This window comes from Halobacillus karajensis, assembly GCF_900108515.1.
GTDB classification, from domain to species: domain Bacteria; phylum Bacillota; class Bacilli; order Bacillales; family Halobacillaceae; genus Halobacillus; species Halobacillus karajensis.
Genome location: NZ_FNWW01000004.1, coordinates 311,729 through 332,043, shown reverse-complemented (window position 1 = coordinate 332,043; position 20,315 = coordinate 311,729). Strand labels below are relative to the sequence as shown.

General features: G+C 41.2%; 19 protein-coding genes and 1 pseudogene. 16 read left to right on the top strand and 4 right to left on the bottom strand.

Annotated features, from left to right (window positions below; all coding sequences use genetic code 11):
- Positions 1–497 precede the first annotated feature (497 nt).
- Positions 498–1,976, top strand: coding sequence for a UDP-N-acetylmuramoyl-L-alanyl-D-glutamate--2,6-diaminopimelate ligase (locus BLW54_RS10890; protein WP_074734565.1), 1,479 nt, complete (start codon positions 498–500; stop codon positions 1,974–1,976).
- A 153-nt stretch (positions 1,977–2,129) separates the two neighbouring features.
- Here the strand turns inward: BLW54_RS10890 and BLW54_RS10885 are convergent, their stop codons facing one another.
- Positions 2,130–2,315: a hypothetical protein gene (locus BLW54_RS10885; RefSeq protein ID WP_035504749.1), complete on the bottom strand. Its 186-nt coding sequence runs from the start codon at positions 2,313–2,315 to the stop codon at positions 2,130–2,132.
- A 230-nt stretch (positions 2,316–2,545) separates the two neighbouring features.
- On the opposite strand from BLW54_RS10885, the gene BLW54_RS10880 reads away from it, so the two are divergent.
- The 3 genes and pseudogenes from BLW54_RS10880 to BLW54_RS10870 form a co-directional block, all read left to right on the top strand.
- Positions 2,546–2,956: an RDD family protein gene (locus tag BLW54_RS10880; RefSeq protein ID WP_167358806.1), complete on the top strand. Its 411-nt coding sequence runs from the start codon at positions 2,546–2,548 to the stop codon at positions 2,954–2,956.
- A 254-nt stretch (positions 2,957–3,210) separates the two neighbouring features.
- Positions 3,211–4,317 carry an NAD(P)/FAD-dependent oxidoreductase gene (locus tag BLW54_RS10875; RefSeq protein ID WP_074734559.1) on the top strand — a complete coding sequence of 369 codons (1,107 nt, stop codon included), beginning with the start codon at positions 3,211–3,213 and terminating at the stop codon, positions 4,315–4,317.
- A gap of 169 nt (positions 4,318–4,486) precedes the next feature.
- Positions 4,487–4,693: pseudogene (locus BLW54_RS10870) on the top strand (transposase); the annotation flags it as partial.
- Between the two features lie 358 nt (positions 4,694–5,051).
- Here BLW54_RS10870 and BLW54_RS10860 read toward each other — a convergent pair.
- Both BLW54_RS10860 and BLW54_RS10855 read right to left on the bottom strand, forming a co-directional pair.
- Positions 5,052–6,500, bottom strand: coding sequence for an MDR family MFS transporter (locus tag BLW54_RS10860; RefSeq protein ID WP_074734554.1), 1,449 nt, complete (start codon positions 6,498–6,500; stop codon positions 5,052–5,054).
- A 230-nt stretch (positions 6,501–6,730) separates the two neighbouring features.
- Positions 6,731–7,876, bottom strand: a complete 1,146-nt coding sequence (locus tag BLW54_RS10855; protein ID WP_074734551.1) for a glycosyltransferase family 4 protein — start codon at positions 7,874–7,876, stop codon at positions 6,731–6,733.
- A gap of 591 nt (positions 7,877–8,467) precedes the next feature.
- On the opposite strand from BLW54_RS10855, the gene BLW54_RS10850 reads away from it, so the two are divergent.
- Together BLW54_RS10850 and BLW54_RS10840 are read left to right on the top strand one after the other, a co-directional pair.
- Positions 8,468–8,992 (top strand): DinB family protein, encoded by a 525-nt coding sequence (locus tag BLW54_RS10850; RefSeq protein WP_035504759.1) that lies wholly within the window; start codon positions 8,468–8,470, stop codon positions 8,990–8,992.
- A gap of 485 nt (positions 8,993–9,477) precedes the next feature.
- Positions 9,478–10,527 carry a dipeptidase gene (locus BLW54_RS10840; protein WP_074734545.1) on the top strand — a complete coding sequence of 350 codons (1,050 nt, stop codon included), beginning with the start codon at positions 9,478–9,480 and terminating at the stop codon, positions 10,525–10,527.
- 96 nt (positions 10,528–10,623) lie between these two features.
- On the opposite strand, the gene BLW54_RS10835 is transcribed toward BLW54_RS10840, so the two are convergent.
- Entirely contained in the window at positions 10,624–11,550 is a 927-nt protein-coding gene (locus BLW54_RS10835; protein WP_074734543.1) for an aldo/keto reductase, read from the bottom strand.
- A gap of 96 nt (positions 11,551–11,646) precedes the next feature.
- On the opposite strand from BLW54_RS10835, the gene BLW54_RS10830 reads away from it, so the two are divergent.
- From BLW54_RS10830 to BLW54_RS10785, 10 genes are all read left to right on the top strand, one after another.
- Positions 11,647–12,189, top strand: coding sequence for an NUDIX hydrolase (locus BLW54_RS10830; RefSeq protein ID WP_074734541.1), 543 nt, complete (start codon positions 11,647–11,649; stop codon positions 12,187–12,189).
- Positions 12,189–13,346 (top strand): endonuclease Q family protein, encoded by a 1,158-nt coding sequence (locus BLW54_RS10825; protein WP_074734539.1) that lies wholly within the window; start codon positions 12,189–12,191, stop codon positions 13,344–13,346. The genes BLW54_RS10830 and BLW54_RS10825 overlap by 1 nt, the downstream gene beginning before the upstream one ends.
- Positions 13,330–14,067 carry a stage II sporulation protein M gene (gene spoIIM, locus BLW54_RS10820; RefSeq protein ID WP_316245376.1) on the top strand — a complete coding sequence of 246 codons (738 nt, stop codon included), beginning with the start codon at positions 13,330–13,332 and terminating at the stop codon, positions 14,065–14,067. Before BLW54_RS10825 ends, spoIIM begins: the two co-directional genes overlap by 17 nt.
- Before the next feature lie 111 nt (positions 14,068–14,178).
- A complete protein-coding gene (gene fur / locus BLW54_RS10815; protein ID WP_074734537.1) occupies positions 14,179–14,652 on the top strand; it encodes a ferric iron uptake transcriptional regulator in 474 nt (157 codons plus the stop codon).
- 282 nt (positions 14,653–14,934) lie between these two features.
- Positions 14,935–15,153 carry a YqzK family protein gene (locus tag BLW54_RS10810; protein ID WP_035504768.1) on the top strand — a complete coding sequence of 73 codons (219 nt, stop codon included), beginning with the start codon at positions 14,935–14,937 and terminating at the stop codon, positions 15,151–15,153.
- Positions 15,154–15,160: 7 nt separating this feature from the next.
- Positions 15,161–16,048, top strand: coding sequence for a site-specific tyrosine recombinase XerD (xerD, locus tag BLW54_RS10805; protein WP_035504771.1), 888 nt, complete (start codon positions 15,161–15,163; stop codon positions 16,046–16,048).
- Between the two features lie 98 nt (positions 16,049–16,146).
- On the top strand, positions 16,147–17,325 hold the full coding sequence (gene deoB, locus BLW54_RS10800) for a phosphopentomutase (protein ID WP_074734535.1): 1,179 nt from the start codon (positions 16,147–16,149) through the stop codon (positions 17,323–17,325).
- A gap of 15 nt (positions 17,326–17,340) precedes the next feature.
- A complete protein-coding gene (locus tag BLW54_RS10795) occupies positions 17,341–18,162 on the top strand; it encodes a purine-nucleoside phosphorylase (protein WP_035504775.1) in 822 nt (273 codons plus the stop codon).
- Between the two features lie 70 nt (positions 18,163–18,232).
- On the top strand, positions 18,233–19,534 hold the full coding sequence (locus BLW54_RS10790) for a pyrimidine-nucleoside phosphorylase (RefSeq protein ID WP_074734533.1): 1,302 nt from the start codon (positions 18,233–18,235) through the stop codon (positions 19,532–19,534).
- Positions 19,535–19,834: 300 nt separating this feature from the next.
- The gene (locus BLW54_RS10785) at positions 19,835–20,221 is read left to right on the top strand and encodes an HIT family protein (RefSeq protein WP_035504780.1); all 387 of its coding nucleotides are present in this window, start codon (positions 19,835–19,837) and stop codon (positions 20,219–20,221) included.
- Positions 20,222–20,315: the final 94 nt, after the last annotated feature.

Below are 20,315 nucleotides of genomic sequence, written 5' to 3'. Positions count from 1 at the left end.
TCACAAGGTTTGATTAAAAAGAACAACGAAACAAAGGTTGTTTCTGAACACTTATGTATACGTCAATCGATTCTAAAAGTTTCACTTTTTATATAACTTTTCATTTGAAAAGGTCAAGGTGGATAAGTTTTTTCAGCATAAGGCGTACCCAAAGAAAATAGAAAAAGGGTCTTTAAAGACGCGGGGGAACTGGAGCTATTATAAAAACAAAAACCAATTACCATCAAACGATTTATATGTTCCCCGGTCTTCACCCGTTCGTGGACGATCATAGTGTTCAAACGGCAGATGGAAAATATTTTCGTTCCATTTATGAAAGAATAGTGAATCAAGAAAACAAAAACTATGAAAAAGTAACGGATCATACACAATTTCCCATTTTATTGGCGATCATATTAAAATTCATTTACATCTCTTCTACAAACCGCCCGCACCTGTGTACATTCCTTTAAAATAGGGGATGGAACATGTAACACAATTCAAAGGAGAAACCGACAATGAAGGTACAAGAGATTTTGCAATTATTAAATCAACAAGACGCGGAAATAGAGATCGATAAAAGTCAAACCATCTCTGGTGTTACGGATGACTCTCGGGAAGTGGAAGATGGATATGTTTTCGTAGCTGTACGAGGTTATCAAGTGGATGGGCACCATTTTATAGATGAAGCGATCGATAATGGTGCATCAGTAGTTATTTCCGAGGAGACAGTAACTCATAAAAATGTTGTTTGTCTTCGCACCATTAACAGCAGGCGAGCACTAGGGAAAATTGCAAGTGCCTTCTATGGCTATCCCTCCAAAGATAAAATTGTCATTGGGGTAACAGGAACCAATGGAAAAACGACAACCAGTCATATGATTAAACACATATGTGAACAGAACGGTTATTCATGCAGTATGTTCGGTACGATTGATTATGTTGTCAATGACAATGTCGTACCGGGCATTCAGACGACCCCGAGTGCGCCGATGCTTCAGCAGCTTCTTTATGAAAGTGATGATGATGTGGTTGTGATGGAAGTTTCCTCCCACGGCCTTGATCAATACCGCCTCGAAGGTGTTATGTTCGATTTCTGTGTGTTCACGAATTTATATAAAGACCATTTGGATTATCACTCCTCTATGGAAGATTACTTTGCAGCTAAATCCAAATTGTTCTATATGTTGAAACCGCAAGGAAAAGCTGTCATCAATGTAGATGATTTATGGGGAGAAAAGCTTTCTATAAACTTATCTAAAGAGAACATTCCTCACTGGAAGGTTGGCCATCAAATGGAGAATGAAATGATCATTAAGGATATCGATACGGATCATTTTTCAGGAACTGTTAAAGTTCAGGACGAAGAAGTAACTATAAAATCACCCCTTCAAGGGGCTCATAACGTATATAACAGCTTAGAAGCGTATGCGATCGGACGGCTTCTCGGATTATCTTCTCCATCGATAACGGAAGCTTTCCTTTCTTTACCAGGGATTAATGGGCGATTTGAATGTTATGAACTGGATAACGGTGCGACTGTTGTCATTGATTACGCTCATACAGCAGATAGCATCGAACATGTATTAGATACGGCTAGACAACAAGGAGCGGAATCTTTAATTCATGTCTTTGGGTTCCGAGGAAACCGTGACCAAACCAAAAGAGGGGAGATGATCGGGGCCTCCGCCATAAGGTCTGATGCCTATATTCTCACTCTCGATGATTTGAATTCCGAAAGTTATGAAGATATGGTTTACACGCTTGAACAATTGCAACACGAATATGGTGACACGCAGGGGCGAATTATCCCTGACCGGACCTTGGCCATTGAAGAAGCGGTAATGAATAGTAGCCAGGGAGATTGGATCCTCATCACAGGGAAAGGCCATGAACCCTATCAACAAGACTATCATTATCCTGTCTCTTCCGATAAAGAAACAGTTATTTATCTTCAAAATAAAATAACTGAGACCAAATCAGATCTCATGGCATGAACCTGCTTTCGGAGCAGGTTCTTTTTTTACATAGTCTTTTGAGGGTAAGTTTCTGGAATGAGGTCGACGGTCTTGTTTGGCGTTGTCCCAATGGTAGTCTTGAATGTCCTAATGAGGTGTGGACCAGTCTAGTATCTCTCAAAACTCATTCTATTAATCCCCACGCTGTTTCCATTTCCAACCGTTTGTAATGGCCCCGACGAGTCCGGAAATTGTGAGAATATAGGCGACTATTAGTGGGACGTCCTTAAGTTCATCACTGAAAATTCTAAATAAGCCGACCGTTAATAGTAAAAAGCTTCCGATCAACGCCATTCCTATTTTCATCTCTTGATTCATTGTCGCCCTCCTTTTCTACAAGATTAGATTAACATATTTCATCCGCTCCGTTCATGATAGAGTGGAAGGAAAAGATTGAGAGGTTAAAAGAGGAAAGGTGTGTAGGGAGAAAGTATGGTTAAAGATTTCCCGCTTTTATTAGAAGAAGAAAACTCGCAATTTTAGAGGACAACGATCGTATGAAGTAGAGAGATCCCTTCATTTCGCAGATGGGAAGAGGAGGGGAGCTATTGGAAAGGGCTGGATTTTGGAGTCGATTATGGGCATTACTTCTTGATGGATTGATGATAACTGTACCTTTAAACCTTATTTGGTTCATGTATCAAGGAGAATGGACGAATAACATTACTCAAGGGTGGGCATGGGATATTGTTTATGCCGCTTATATGACGATCCTTCCTGTTATATGGAATGGGTATGTGATTGGAAAAAGGGTCCTCACTATTCAAATCAGAAAAGAAGGAGACCAGCCGGTTGGACTGCTGCAAATATTCATTAGAGAAATAATTGGAAAGCTATTTCTAGGCATAGCTACATTCGGTATAGCATCAATCATCAGTGCATTCATGATCGCTTTTCGTGAAGATAAACGTTCGATCCATGATAAGTTAGCCCGGACCTATGTGAAAAATAGGATATAAAAAACGGATGAGATATTCATCGGCTTTCGGCTTATAAAAAAACTTACGCCTATCATATTTTTGGTTCTTCCAGAGATCAGAGCCACCTTGTGAAAACTGCACGACAATTTTAACTTCACCTACTCAAAGAACGTGTGATTTCGCAGTGGGAACAAAGCTGGTTTTATTTTAACTTCTTCATAAACATGGACGCCCATCAGGTATTCCTGTAAAATAGCTGCAGTCTTAAGTCAAAATAATGAAGGTGTTTATTTATGAAGCATATCATCATTGGAGCTGGAATTTTAGGAGCTTCCACAGCCTATCACTTAGCTGAAAAGGGAGAAGAGGTGCTGGTTGTTGACCGGCATGATCCTGCTCAAGCTACTCGTAATGCAGCAGGGATTGTCTGTCCATGGCTCACAAACAGAAGCAATAAAGCATGGTATCATCTTGTTACCAGAGGAGCGAAATATTACCCTCACCTGATGGAAGAGCTCTCTCAATACGGGGAAACAGAGACCGGTTATAAACAGGTTGGGGCCATAAATATCTTTGATACGGAAGAAAAGTTGGATAAGAAAATGAACGTTGCTTATAAAAGGAAGCAGGAGAATCCAGAGATGGGAGAAATCACAAAATTATATCCTGAAGAAACGAAGAAACTATTTCCACCTGTTGCTGACCATTATCATGCTGTCCATATCTCTGGTGCTGCTCGTGTGAATGGTGGCGCTATGGCTGCTTCGCTCTTGCGTGCTGCTCAGAAGCTAGGAGCCCGTTTGAAACAAGGAGAAGCAGCGTTGGTTATGGAAAAGGATCGTATTGATGGGGTGAGTGTAGGAGGGGAAAATTTTTTCTCTGATCACATTATTATTACCAATGGAGCGTGGGCAAGAGAGTTGTTTATGCCAACTGCGTTGACACCAAACATCACGTTTGAAAAGGCCCAAATCATTCATCTTGAGATGAATGAATATGATACAGATTCGTGGCCTGTGATGCTTCCTCCATTTAACCATTACATCCTTGCATTCAGCAAAGGGAGAGTTGTGGTGGGGGCTACGAAAGAGAGTGTGGCAGATACCAGAGTAACTGCTGGGGCAGTCCATCAGCTGATGGATAAGGCTCTTCGAGTAGCTCCGGGACTTGCAGATGCGACTTATATAGGTACTAAAGTTGGATACCGCCCTTATACCCCCGGGTCCTTACCTGTGATTGGCAGAGTTCCTGGGAATGACCATGTATGGATGGCCAATGGTCTTGGAGCTTCTGGGTTAACCAGTGGACCATATGTAGGAGCTGAGCTTGCCAAATGTGTGAGAGATGAACAAACGATTATCAGTCTCGAAGATTATCAGAGTGATGAATTGTTTAAGTAGTAAAAAAAGCTTCCCTTTTCAGGGAAGCGTTTCAGGCTGTCGAGAAAGTTCTCGACAGCCTTATTTTTTTGATTTTGATCTCAATTTACCTTTTGTTGTTTGTTACCCTAAAGATAGAAATCTTTTTTAGGCGGTGATGATTTGTTTCAATCAAGGAAAGATCGACAAAATGAGCTGGATGGTGACTATTGAAGATCTTGTGCCTGAAGACCACTTACTTCGTAAGATTGATCAATACATAGATTTCTCTTTTATCCCTGAAAAAGTCCGTTCCTTCTATTCGGAAAATAACGGTCGTACATCGTTGGACCCTGTGGTTGTATTTAAGATGATGTTTATCGGTTATATTTATGGCATTCGTTCTGAGCGTAAATTGGAACAGTAAATTCATGAAAAAGATTGCCCTCCATTTAGCTAGAGGAAGTTAGATGGAGGAGAGTCTTTTTTGGCTATAAGCTAGAGCAAAGAGCACAGACCATGACACTCCTGCGGAAAAACGGGCGATCCGAGACCCCGCAGTGTGGGTTTCACGAGAAGGCTCGGGCGTTCGTCCGCGGAAAGGGAATGGTCTGTGCTCCTGGAGGCAAGAAAAAAGCTTGTAGAAAAACACGGGGTTTCTCTACAAGCTGAAACGCTTCCCTTTTCAGGGAAGCATTTTTTAAATGACCAGCGGTTTGGCTCCAAATCTGCCATTTTTTATTCTGCTGATAAGTTTCTCCTGACTTTTCTCTTATTTATGCATTTTCTACAGTTTTAGTTGCTTCTGTTTGGTCAGGAATGTAGGCCTGTTCTTCATCTGGCGGATACGTTCGTCTCACGAAAAAGGCGAGGACGAGTCCGACAATGGTAAGGACCGTCACGATGAAGAAGGCGATATTCACTCCATAAATGGATGGATGATTAACCGTTGGATCATTTTCAGCTGCTTGAGCGGTTGTCGTCATAACGGTAACGAGAATAGCCGTACCTACAGACGCAGCTACCATCCGCATGGTGTTACTCATGGCTGCACCGTGAGGAATAAGTTTTTTCGGAAGTTGATTCAATCCAGCTGTTGTTACAGGCATCATAACCATGGACAGCCCAAACATACGGATGGAATACAACACGGTAATAGTGGTAAACGTCGTTTCAATATTTAAGAATGAAAATGCGAGTGTAGATCCCGTTATTATAGTCAATCCTACGATTGCTAGCAAGCGGGCACCGATTTTGTCAAAAATCCGTCCGGTAATGGGGGACATGAATGCCGTGATAACGGCTCCTGGAAGAAGCGCAAGCCCAGATTCAAAAGCTGTGAAGTCTCGCATGTCCTGCATGTAAAGCGGGATTAATGTCTCAGCACCGATTAAACCTAAGAATGTAATCATAGCGATGGCTGTCGTAATAGCGAATACAGGGTATTTGAACACCCGAAATTCAAGCATGGGATGGCGCATTCTTAATTGTCTCAAAATGAATAATGTCAATGTTACTGATCCGATAATCAGGACAGTAACCGTGTCAATACTTGTCCAACCCTGATTACCTGCAAGGGTGAAACCATAAAGTAATCCTCCAAAACCTATGGATGACAGGATAATGGAAATAGGATCTACTTTGGGATAACTCAGTTCGGTCACATTCTTCAAAATGAATGAGGCTAGAACGATAATTAAAATGGCAAGTGGGAGAATCATCCAAAATAAATATCTCCACGAATATGCGGATGTAATATAACCACTTAATGCAGGCCCGATTGCAGGAGCAAAAGAAATGACGAGCCCGATATAACCCATGGCTGTTCCTCGTTTATGAACGGGGAAAATCATAAGAAATACAGTCTGCATCAAAGGGAGCATGACACCAGCGCCTGCAGATTGGACAACCCTTCCTAATAGAAGAAGAGGAAAATTCACTGCAAGTCCGCCAAGAATGGTTCCAAAGGAAAATATAATCATTGCTGAAATGAAAAGCTGCCTTGTAGTAAAGCGTTCAATGAGAAAAGCACTGACAGGGATCATGATGCCATTAACCAGCATGAAGACCGTCGTCAGCCATTGAGCAGAGTTTGCAGTCACATTCATTTCATCCATGATTGGAGGAATGGCGGTTATCATTAACGTTTGGTTAAGAATGGTAATAAATGAACCAGCTAATAAGAGAGCGGCCATTAATACTTTATTTGTTCCTTGTGTTTTCATAAAGTCGTCCTCCTATGAATCAACTAATCTAACATTATACGCCTAGTTGTTGATCTGGGACAACTTATTTACTTGTAGGTTTACAAGTTATATATTATGTAAACTTGAAGTTTGTTTTTTACTATGACTCCTCATATATGGGGAGTCATAGTAAAAAACAAACGTGATTCATTCTATCTAAAATAAGGATCATCCTTATGAAGGTGACCCTTGGATAATCCGGGTGATTTTTAAGCGAGAGATGGATGTGAACGATTGTCTACTACATTTTGATAATCTCTTAATAATTGTTCAAAGATATCGTCCCAACCCCAGTCTCTAGTTTCTTCTCTAGCCAATTTACTCATGGCGGCCAGTTTCGCTGGGTCTGAAAGTAAGCTGAGAATAGCAGTGGTAAACGATTCAACGTCACCCGGACGGCATAAAATCCCTGTCTTTTTGTGGGTGACTATTTCTTGGATTCCTCCCGCAGAAGCACCGATTACGGGGGTGCCGCAAGCAAGTGACTCAAGTGCAACATTGCCGAATGTTTCCGTTTCAGAGGGGAAAACAAATAATGTAGAGGAAGCAAAAATTTGCGCCAGCCTTATACCATCTTGGTAACCAGTAAAGGTCATATTGAGAGGAGCCTTCATTTGAAGAGATCGCCGAAGCGGCCCGTCCCCGACAATTAGCCAGTGAATGTTTTTGTTTACATGTGGAGGCATCCTCTTTGAAATTTCTATGAGTGTATCCAATCCTTTTTCAGGGGCGAGCCGCCCCACATAAGAAAATAGGTAAGGAGCTTTAATATTATAATAGTTTCTCACATGTTGTTCTGAATCAGTGATGGGTTTGAAATGTTTACGGTCAACCCCTCTTTTCCATAGTTTAATGTTATGGAATCCTTGGATTTTTAGTTTTTGTTTAGTGTGAAGAGAGGGGATGAAGGTCTTCTTGAACGAGTGATGGAACCAACGCATATATCTCCAAGCGAAAGGGGCTAGAAAAGATAAATGATAGTAGTCTAAATATTGATCGAAGTGCGTATGATAAGAACCTACAACAGGAATATTCATCTTCTTTCCCACATAGAGGCCCACAAGTCCTATATTGAAAGGAGTAGCTATATGGATTAAATCGGGTTTGAAATCTTTCATATCCTTCTTCACTTTGGACAAATGCGGGAATGCCAGTCGGCATTCCGGATAACACCAGAAAGGGAAACTTTTGAAACGAATGACGTTCTGATTATGGTCTTTAGTTCCTGACGCGGCAGGGGCATATACACGATAGGAAATAGACTTACCATCCAGGTACGCCGTTAAACGTTTAAGAGTCTTGGCAACACCGTTTACTTGTGGTGTGTAGGTATCAGTAAAAATAGCAATTTTCATGTTCATTCCCCTTTTCAGGTGTAGAATAGAGCGGTCTTGTCCTTCGATATTTACCTATTCGACCATGAAAGGGTTTATGCAGATGGTTCTATCCTTAAAGCAAATTTACACAATCAATAGATGTGAACGACAAAAAAACCTGCATCTGCAGGTTTTGTCAAGAAAATATCGAAGGTGCTGGGTCGATGTAAGGGGATAAGTAGAAGAGAGTTTATTTGGGAGTCGTGTTTTATTATGCGGTTTTTCTGGTAATAGAATGTTGACTTACCGCTTTTAATAGAATGATTTTGTCTTTGTTTGTCAACTTGTTCCAAATGCCTACTTTAATATTCATCCTCTGTTCCCCTCCCTCAAAGAATTATAGGAATGGCATTGTTTTGACGAACAGACATATCCGGTTGGGTTTACTTAGCATATACCGTCATATTATAAACTTTAAACAACAAAAATATCTACAAAATTCGATGCCAGTGCCTTTCAAAAGAGGATTATGACATCCTTGTGTCGAATAAGTTGAATGAGCTTAAAATAACAGGATGAAGTTGAGCTCACTACCTGAAGTATCGCAAAAAAGAAGAGGAGGAAGTATTCATGATTTCTTATCAAGTTCAATCAGAAAAAGGTTTTACCGAGAAAATCGGCGAACTTGTGTGTATGCTTGAACATACCCGTGCAGTGACGATCCAAGAAGTAGCGGACCTCACTCAAAAAGAACTTGATGAGTGCGAACCCGGTGGTAATTCGATCGGTATGCTTCTTTCCCATATCGCGGCAATTGAGTTTGTCCATCAGGTGATCAGCTTTGAAGAAAGAGATATGACCGCTGATGAAAAAGAAGAATGGGAGCCTGCACTTGATCTCAGCGGCCAAACGCGGGATTTATACCGCTTTTTGACTGTCGATGACTATCTGGACCTTATGGAATTGACAAGGGATACGACGTTGGAAATACTGAAAGAAAAGGACGATTCTTGGTTATTTGAAGAAAGAACGTGGTCGGATGGTGTTAAATACAATCCCTATTATTTGTGGTTCCACGTGATGGAAGATGAAATAAATCACCGTGGTCAAATTCGTGCAATGATTCGTTCGAAAAAGCAAAAGACAAAAATATGAAGGAAAAAGCCCTGGTCAGCACCAGGGCTTTTGTTAACAGGATGACACCTGCTTTTCTGATTGATCAAGAAGGAGTTGCTCCAGAATGTTGAATCCAGATATGTTTCTCATAACTCCGTCCTGAGCCATGTGGCCAGAATGGAACAATACTCCATCCTATTTTTTCGAGAATGTTCCGGACTCGTTTTATATTGAGAATAGATCCCTTACTAAAAAGGTACCGATTGGTAAGGTAAATGATAATAAGCTTATTTGGTATCATAAAAATCAGGGATGGCCATCTAATAATGAGCATAAACGTTTTACAGGCTATCCCCAAACCATTTTGTTCAGTTTTCTCCATCAACTCTATAAATTCCTTACTAGAAAGTTTTCTTTTTTTTCGGTTTAGCCGGGATTTTTGAATATAGCTTCAGCAAAAAAGGGGGCGACGTAGAGGTATTGTATAATCGTGTATTCTGAATTTGATAGGGAGGGAAGAATTGATGAAAATACCCTTTATAGACGGTCACAATGACACATTGATGAATTTTGAAAATGATGTGCAGCCTTTTTTTTCAGGAACAAAAAGTGGTCATATTGATTGGCCGCGAGGAGTGAATGCTGGATTTGCCGCAGGTTTCTTCGCTGTATTCTGCCCCAACCCTGATACGGATCCTTTACCTGTTGCTTATAAAACAGACAAGGGGTATGAAAAACCACTGCCTCCATGTTTAAAATATGAATATGCCTGTCGTTATACAAACAAGGTCGTTGCCCGTTTTTTACAGTTGGAAAAACAGTCTAAGGGAAGATTTAAAATCGCTCGTACCATTCAGGATCTGGATCAGGCCATAGCTGGCGAGCATATGGCTGGAATTTTACATATCGAAGGCGCTGAAGGAATTGATGAAGACTTAAATATGTTACATGTCCTTTATGAAGCAGGTTTACGATCGGTCGGGCCTGTGTGGAGTAGAGCGAATATGTTTGCTGAAGGGGTGCCTTATCGATTCCCTTCCACACCAGATACGGGACCCGGTCTTACAGAAAACGGGAAGAAATTGGTAGAAGAATGTAACCATCTTGGAATAATGGTTGATCTTTCTCACTTGAATGAAAAAGGTTTCTGGGATGTGGCGACTATTAGTAGGGATCCCCTTGTGGCCACTCATTCCAATGCGCATAAAATTTGTCCTGTTACTCGTAATCTTACGGACAAACAAATAGACGCAATCGGTGATTCAAATGGATTAATTGGAGTGACATACAGTATTAATCCAAACATGGTAACAGCAGACGGCGGGAATAATGAGGGGGCATTGTTGTCTGAGATAACCAAACATATTCATTACATTGCGGATAGAATTGGAATTGACCATGTGTCTTTAGGATCAGATTTTGATGGGACACGAGTGCCGAAAGCTATGAAAGATGTGAGTGGTGTTCCGAAATTGATCGCTTTGCTTAGAAAAGAAGGATGGAGCGAAGAGGAGGTTGAAAAAATAGCCTACAAAAATTGGATTCGCGTTCTCAAGGAAACATGGAAAAAATGAATTTTTTGACTCGGAAGCGAACTAAAGAGAAATCTGATCATAAAAAGCGGGTAGGTTATTATTCCTTCCCGCTTTTTTATGATCCGAAAGCAATGCTTATTTCATTCTATGTTTTTGATAAGTGATGTCTTTTGTCAATGCTTGAATTTCTTCATAGCTTTGTTCACTTAAAGGTTCAGCCTCTAGGTAACGCAGGTTATCGTGAAGCTGATCAACGGAACTCGCCCCGAACACGGCTGTGGCAACTGTCGGATGATGCAGGACATATTGTAATGCGAGAGCTTCAGCCGTTCGTTTGTCACCGGTATAGCCCTGCCATTCCTTAACGATGGTTAATAATTCGTCTTGGCTGTATTCGAGAAATCCATTTTCAGCTTTATACTGTACTTTATTAATCCCATCTGAAGAAAGCATGCCTTTAGCTAGAGGACCGCGTGCAAGAACACTGATGCTATGGTTTGACAACAAGTTGAGAACCTCTTCTTCCGGTCGACGGTCGAGGGCATTGTATTGCATCATTACGCTGACAATATTGGATTTTTCTACGTATTCTTTAATGACATTTGGGCGGATGGACGAAATTCCATATTCCCGGACGAGCCCCTCTTGTCTTAATTCTTCGAAAGCTTCGATGCTTTCATTAATGGGGTCATCAATGGTGCCGCCATGCAATTGATAGAGGTCAATATAATCAATCCCCAATCGCTGTAAACTATCTTTTACCCCTTCTTTAATATGTTTTTTTGAAGGGTCCCATGTCCAATCTTCCTGACCAGCAGAGAAGCGGTTTCCGACTTTTGTACCGATCAATATATCCTCACGGCGATCCTTTACTGCTTCGCCTACGATTTTTTCATTTTGCCCAAAACCGTAAAGGTCAGCTGTATCTAAGTAATTGATTCCTGCATCAATCGCCTGGTCGATGATTTCTTTTGCCTTATTAGTGTCAGATCCTAAAGACATACACCCCAAGCTTATTTCGGATACGTATAAATCTGAAGATCCTAATTGACGTTTGTTCATGTGATCATCCTTTCCAATCTCATTGTAGCGGATTATTCCGGTCCATGGCCACTCCTATGGTAAAATGACTTTAGTATCAAGAGAGGGTGAGGATTTGTGAAAAAATTTGAAGAAAAGACGTATGAATCGGAAACTATATATAAAGGGAAAATTATTCAATTGGATATCGACAGTGTTACTTTACCCGATGGCAATACTTCTAAACGAGAGTTAATTAGACATCCAGGGGCGGTAGCTGTCATAGCCTTGACGGATGAAGGGAAGATGGTTTGTGTGGAGCAATATCGTAAACCGATGGAAAAAAGTATCATTGAGATTCCTGCAGGGAAACTTGAACCTGGAGAGGATCCGAAAACTTGCGCATTGAGAGAACTTGAGGAAGAGACAGGGTACACGTCAGAAGATCTTGAATTTGTCACTTCCTTTTATACGTCTCCGGGATTTGCTGATGAAATTGTCCACCTTTATTTTACGGACAACCTCCTACCTATGGTAGAACAACCTGATGGGGATGATGATGAATTTGTCGAACGAATGGAAGTAAGTGTGGAAGAAGCAGAAATATTGGAAAAAGAAGAGCGAATTCATGATGCAAAAACATCCTACGCCATTATGTACTTAAAATTGAGGAATAGGTAATGAAACAATTTTTTGTCGATCTTCATATTCATGTAGGTAGGGATTGGAATGGGAGACCTGTGAAGATTACCGGTTCAAAATCGTTGACACTCACTAATATCGTCGAAGAAGCTAGTCGCAGGAAAGGATTGGACATGGTTGGTGTCATTGATGCTCAGGCACCGGCTGTCCAAGATGAGATAACGCACTTGATTCAGACAGGTAAAGCGGAAGAAATAAAAGGCGGGGGCATTCGGTTTGAACATACAGTTTTAATCTTAGGTTCTGAAATAGAAGTGTATGATGCTTCTTGTTCAGGTCCGATTCATGTTCTGTGTTACTTTCCAACATTAAAGCAAATGGAGTCTTTTACCGCTTGGCTTGCTGAAAAGATGAAAAATATTAATTTAAGCTCTCAACGTTTTTATGGGACGGCTCGAGAGCTTCAGCAGTATGTAAAAGATCATGAAGGGATTTTTATACCAGCCCATATGTTCACTCCTTTTAAAAGCTTGTATGGAAAAGGTGTAAAGAAGACGCTTAAAGAGGTTCTCGATGCTGACAAAATTGATGCTGTTGAACTTGGTTTGAGCGCAGATACAGAAATGGCCGGCTTGATTGGAGAACTTTCCCCTTATACTTATGTGACAAATTCTGATGCACATTCGCTTGGAAAACTGGCCAGGGAATACCAGAAAATTGAAATGGCCGGTTTGACTTTTGAAGAACTCCGGCTTGCGCTTCATGACGCGGAAGGAAGAAGAGTGGCTGTTAATTATGGAATGAGCCCTAAAATGGGAAAATATCATCAAACGGTTTGTGCAAAATGCTTGACCCCTGCATTTGAAACACAGAATCAGTGTGGGGAGTGTGGATCCAGGAAAATCGTCAAAGGTGTAAAAGACAGGATTGAAGAGCTGAAGTCTGATCAACAGGAAAGATTCCGCCCTCCTTATGTCTATCAAGTGCCTCTATTATCTCTGCCTGGAGTAGGAAAGCGTACTTACGAAAAAATGCTAGAGGTGTTTGGTTCAGAAATGGAAGTCATACATGAAGCTTCGAAAGAGAAATTATTAGAAGTTGTCCCGGCTGATGTCGTCAAAAATGTAATGGCACTCAGAGAAGGTACTCTCCATATTTCCGCCGGCGGTGGCGGCCGCTATGGAAGAATTCAATAGAAAGTCTCCAAAAGTGGTCTACTTTTTCCACCACTCTCATAGATTGGTCATAGACCGCGGTGAAGAGAAAGGTGGAAAAGAGATGCAGCAGGGGATGAGATTGGTCAAAAGTGATGTACAAACGCATATGAATATCTTTGTGTTTATTTTTGTTTTATTCATAATGGGAATGATTTTTGGAGCAGTCATTGTGAACAGTATGAATTTCGTACAAAAGCAGGACCTTTTCTTCTATTTGAAACAATTTTTTGAACAGCAGACCCTGATTGGTGGGAGTGGAAAGGCAACACTTTGGAAAGATAGTGTGTTTTATCATTTAAAGTACATGGTTTTGTTATTTCTATTGGGGATCTCGATTATCGGGATGCCGATCATAACCGTTTTGCTGTTTATTAAAGGCCTGGTGATCGGATTTTCTGTTGGTTTTTTAGTAAATCAGATGGGATGGTATGGATTGTTGATTTCATCTGTTTCGATTGCTCCCCAAAACGTAGTCATCATCCCTGTGTACCTGATTGCCGGGTCCTTAGCATTGATTTTTTCGCTTACATTAGGAAAACAGTTATTCATACGCCGTGTACATCAACCGATCTTGAAAGCTTTTGTAAGGTATAGCGCCCTGTTTGGGGTGTTGCTGGCTATTTTAATGGTGGCATCTGTCATTGAGGTGTTTTTGAGTAATACGTTTCTCGAATTTGTATTGAAGTGGATATATAAGTAATATATATTACTTAATAATGATTATTGTTTACAGATTATAATTATTATAATTTGACACTCGTTCTGTCTCTGATTATAATAAAGTTGGTATTACGAGGGAGGGACGAACGATATGGAACATCGTATAGATAGAATCAAAAAACAGCTGCATTCCCAGAGTTATAAGCTTACACCTCAACGTGAAGCCACCGTCCGGGTGCTATTGGAAAACGAAGAAGATCACTTAAGTGCGGAAGATGTTTACCTCCTCGTAAAAGAGAAAGCACCTGAAATTGGACTAGCAACGGTTTATAGAACGCTTGAATTACTATCGGAACTTAAAGTTGTAGACAAAATTAATTTCGGGGATGGCGTCTCCCGATATGATCTTAGAAAAGAAGGTGCCGAACATTTTCACCACCATCTCGTATGTATTGAGTGTGGTTCGGTGGAAGAAATCGAAGAAGATCTCTTAGGGGATGTAGAAAAAATTGTTGAAGGTCAGTGGGGGTTTGAAGTGAAGGATCACCGGCTGACATTTCATGGTATATGCCGGACTTGTCAAAAGCAGGCAGTAGCCACATCATCAAAAGCAAATGAGGAATAATGAATCCGCCGCTATGAAAGGACATAGTGGCTTTTTATTTTTCTGATTGCAGGCAAGTAAGAGGGAATTTTTGTTACCGATTGGTTTTCACCCATTACGTTTTCTAAAATCTCTGACTCTTGTATTTTCATTTACAAACGAATAAAAATCGTGTACGTTAAAGTTAGATGGGGTTAACCTGTTATGATAACGATTTTATCTGGATTCACTTGGCATTCTACGTATATTTATAAGGATTTTAGGCATATCCTTTACAAAAGGTACGAGAAGCGGGGGGATTCCATGAGTCGTTTGCAGAACAGTTTAAGAGATTTAATTAAAGTCCTCATTGTTTTCACCATTTGTACATGCGTTTTTTATATCGCTTTACGAATGGTGCATGAAGAATATGAGCGTCAACATCGATATGATCCTCCGGGAGGTACGGCTGTCAAAGTCAACCAACCTCTTGAGCAAGATTGGACGGATCGATTGTCGGTATTTTTCCAATTAGGAGAGTAGATGGAAGATGCAACATGCCCTTGAAGACTTTTTTCATTATTTGACCGTTGAGCGCGGACTATCAGTAAATACGATTCAGTCCTATAAACGGGATCTTAGTCAGTATGGTCGGTTTATGAAGGAGCAGCAAGGCGTCAGTTCCTGGGGAGAGGTCACCCGTGCCCATATAATGAAGTATTTGCATCATCTTAATGATGAGGGGCGGTCGGCAGCTACCATAGCCAGGCTGTTATCATCCATCCGTCTTTTTCATCAGTTCTTGATACGCGAAAAGGTCACGGAGCAGGACCCAAGCTTACATATCGAGACACCTAAGAAAGATAGGAAACTCCCGAAGGTGCTTTCGTCAAATGATGTGGACAAGCTTTTAAATATTCACGCGAAAGACCCGCTTTCAGCCAGGAATAAAGCGATGTTTGAAATGCTTTATGCCACAGGATTAAGGGTGACGGAACTTGTATCTTTAAAAGTGACAGACTTGCATCTGACTATGGGTTTTGTACGATGCCTCGGTAAGGGATCTAAAGAGAGAATCATCCCTCTTGGGGATATGGCGAAAGAGGCGATTGAGAATTATTTGCAGGTCGGTCGAGAGGCCCTCGTTAAACAAAAGCGGACAGAAGAGTTGTTCGTCAACCATCACGGGAATGCATTATCACGTCAAGGATTTTGGAAGATTCTGAAAGCGGTTGCTCGTGAAATGGGAGTTAATAAAGAATTAACACCACATACACTGCGCCACTCATTTGCTACCCATCTTCTGGAAAATGGGGCAGACCTAAGAGCCGTACAGGAAATGCTTGGACATGCTGACATTTCAACAACACAAATTTATACACACGTCTCTAAAACGAGGCTGAAAGATGTTTATCGCTCGTACCATCCACGAGCATAAACCCTTTTTTGTGTTTTTAGTTGTCTGACATCCTACATCTGTGGAAGTTGGGTAGTTTTTCACGAATTTGGGAAATTAAACATTAGGAGGGATCATTGATGAATTCATTCAAACGTGTATTTTTAGTAGTTATGGACTCAGTAGGAATAGGAGAGGCACCTGATGCGGAGAAATTTAACGATAAAGGAGCTCATACACTTGGACACATCGCAGAACATATGAACGGCTTGAATATGCCGAATATGGGAGCACTGGGTTTAAGTAATATCCGTGAAATCCAAGGCATTGAGAAAGTAAATCAGCCGAAAGCACATTTTACAACAATGGTGGAAGCATCCAACGGAAAAGACACAATGACTGGGCATTGGGAGATTATGGGTTTATACATCGATCAACCCTTCCGTACGTTTCCTGAAGGATTTCCTGACGAATTGCTAAAACAAATCAAAGAGAAAACCGGTCGTGGAATCGTAGGAAATAAACCAGCATCAGGCACTGAAATACTGAAAGAGCTTGGTGAGCACCACGTGAAAACTGGTGATTTAATCATCTATACATCAGCAGACTCTGTTTTACAAATTGCTGCCCATGAGGATGTTATTCCGCCAGAAGAGCTTTATGAGATTTGTGAGTTCTGCCGTGAAATAACAAAAGACGAAAGGTACATGGTCGGTCGTGTAATTGCCCGTCCATTTATTGGAAAGCCAGGTGCTTTTGAACGTACATCGAATCGCCATGATTATGCCTTGAAACCGTTTGGTCGTACGGTGATGAATGAAATGGCAGACGAGGGGCTTGATGTTGTAGCTATAGGTAAGATTTCTGATATCTACGACGGGGAAGGTGTGACAGAAGCTATCCGTACAACCGACAATATGGATGGAATGGATCGGCTTGTGGAAACATTAGAGAAAGATTTCACAGGAATAAGTTTCTTGAACCTTGTAGACTTTGATGCCAAATTTGGCCACAGAAGAGATCCACAGGGATATGGGGAAGCATTAGAAGAATATGATGCGCGACTTCCTGAAGTGCTTGATAAGATGAAGGATGATGACCTTTTGATTATTACGGCTGACCATGGGAATGACCCTATCCACCATGGTACAGACCATACACGCGAATTGGTACCATTGCTCGTATATCATAATGGAATTACACAAGGAAAAGGACTAGACCAACGCCAAACTTTCGCAGATATCGGAGCGACCATTTCGGAAAACTTTTCAATTAAAATGCCTGAACACGGCAAGAGTTTCTTAAAAGATATCCAATAAGGGAGGAGATTAAAAATGAATCAGACACAAGTAAAAGAAGCATCACACTATATTCAAGGGAAATTGAATCACGAACCAACGGTGGGGTTGATCCTCGGTTCAGGGTTAGGTGTACTCGCAGATGAAATCAAAAATCCTACAACTATCCCTTATTCAGAAATCCCTCATTTTCCAGAGTCGACGGTTTCCGGGCACAAAGGCCAACTAGTAGTTGGAGAGCTTGAAGGGCGCCAGGTAATCGCTATGCAAGGCCGCTTCCACTATTATGAGGGGTATGATATGAAACAGGTGACATTCCCTGTACGTGTCATGAAAGCTCTTGGTATTGAAACATTATTTGTAACCAATGCAGCAGGTGGAATTAACAAAGATTTCAAACCAGGGAACTTGATGATTATCACGGATCATATAAACAATATGGGTGACAGCCCGCTTATTGGTCCAAATGATGAAAATCTTGGTCCACGTTTTCCGGATATGTCAGAAGCTTATGACCGTGACTTGATCGTTCATGCAAAACAATCGGCTGAACGCCTGAATCTTGATATACAAGAAGGGGTCTATGTAGGGAACACAGGTCCTGCTTATGAAACAGGTGCCGAAATACGAATGCTTCGTACACTTGGTGGAGATGCAGTCGGAATGTCGACAGTCCCTGAAGTAATGGTTGCCAACCATGCAGGGATCCGCGTACTTGGAATCTCCTGTATCTCCAATATGGCCGCTGGCATCCTGGATCAGCCGCTGACTCATGATGAGGTTATTGAAACAACAGCTCAAGTGCGGGAAGATTTCCTTGGCTTTGTAAAAGATTTATTGAAAACATTGCCGGCTTAAATAACTCGGACTACTGTAAGCGCCTATTTGGGCGCTTACATCATTAGTACTTCAGTAAAGGGTGATTGAGATGAGAATGTACGATATTATAGTTAAAAAACGCGATGGTGGAGAATTGACCAAGGAAGAAATAAAATTCTTCGTAGATGGTTATACAAAAGGAGATATTCCTGATTATCAAGCTTCTGCTCTAACCATGGCTATTTATTTTCAAGGAATGACAGCAGATGAAACCGCGACTTTAACTCAGGCGATGGTAGACTCAGGCGAGACGATTGATCTCTCGGCAATTGAAGGGAAGAAAGTTGACAAACACTCGACTGGTGGCGTCGGGGATAAGGTGACCTTTATTGTAGGGCCAATGGTAGCCTCCGTTGGGATCCCTGTTGCGAAGATGTCCGGACGCGGATTAGGTCATACAGGTGGAACCCTCGATAAGCTTGAATCCATCAAGGGCCTTGAGATTGAGATGACAAAAGAAAAGTTTATTGAAAATGTGAACACACACAAACTTGCTATTGCTGGTCAAACAGGAAACTTGGCCCCTGCTGATAAGAAGTTGTATGCGTTAAGAGACGTTACAGGTACAGTAAATTCATTACCACTGATCGCAGGATCCATCATGAGTAAAAAAATCGCTTCTGGGGCAGACAGTATTGTACTGGATGTCAAAACAGGTTCAGGAGCGTTTATGAAAACGCTTGAGGATTCCGAAGCCCTTGCTCGTGAGATGGTGAATATCGGTAATAACTTAGGCCGTCATACAGTGGCTGTTATAAGCGATATGAACCAACCACTTGGCTATGAGGTGGGCAATGCGAATGAAATAAGGGAAGCTGCTGAAATCCTCCAAGGCAAAAACGTGGAAGATTTACGTTTGCTTTCCCTTGAAATCGCTTCCCATATGGCTGTTCTCGCAGAGAAGTTTTCTTCTTACGAGGAAGCGTATCAGGCCATTGAAGCAAACATTGAAAATGGGAAGGCCTTTGAGTCACTTCGTACGCTTATTGACGCTCAAGGTGGCGATGTGGCCATGATCGATGAATTGGACAAACTCCCGAAAGCTTCTTATGAAATTGAAGTGACCGCGGAGAAAGACGGCTTTATCTCTGCTATTGATGCTGAATCTATTGGTGTTGCGGCCATGTATCTCGGAGCAGGTCGAGCGACGAAAGAAGACGAAATTAACCATGGAGTCGGAATCAGCTTGAAGAAGAAAATCGGTGATCCTGTTAAAGCAGGTGAGGCTCTAGTTGTATTGGTCAGTGATGATGAGCAGCCAGATGATTCTATAAATAAGGTGAAGGAAGCATACACCATTTCGAATGAAAAAGTCGAGAAACCAACGTTGATTCATAATATTATTAAGTAACAGGACTAAACCCGGCTTAAGGCCGGGTTATTTTTTATTTGTATATACATAATCTTTATTGTTCATGATACTATTCCCTTATAGGGGGATAAAGAAGCGTCTTTTTTGTGGAAGAGCTTATTGGTTTAATCATAAAGATAGGTTCCCATTTCTTCTCGTTTCTGATGAATTATGAGTTATAGCTCTTCTGTTTTGTATCATTGAACATAACCAATGGATTCATTCCCACAAAGAAGACTTTATCATAAGAGGAATACCTTTTATTGAGGCGTTCATATCTAATACATAGGAGGGGAAAGAATGACAACATGTGTGCTTTGTTCACCATTACTGGATGAAGAACAGAAGGTCATCTTTGAAAATGAATCCTGCTATTTCATCCAAAAAGATCAGCGTATCCTGAAAGGATCAGGATTGATTGTTCCAAAGTCCCACAAATCTACAGTGTTCGATCTTTCTGAAAAAGAATGGATGGATACTCAAAGATTAATCCATCAAGTAAAAGATTGGCTGGATGAAACACTTCAACCGGATGGCTATAACATTGGGTATAATTGTTATGAAACGGGTGGCCAACATATCTTTCATGCACATATGCATATCATTCCCCGTTTTAGTGATGAGCCACATGCAGGTAAAGGCATAAGGCATTGGCTCAAAAAAGAAGAGAATAAACGTTATATATAAAGCGCTCTCTTAAATGGGGGCGCTTTTTATTATTGAGGGAAAAGGGCGCTCATCTGTTGCTGTTCTCCGCGTCACTCTAAATGCTTATCTAATT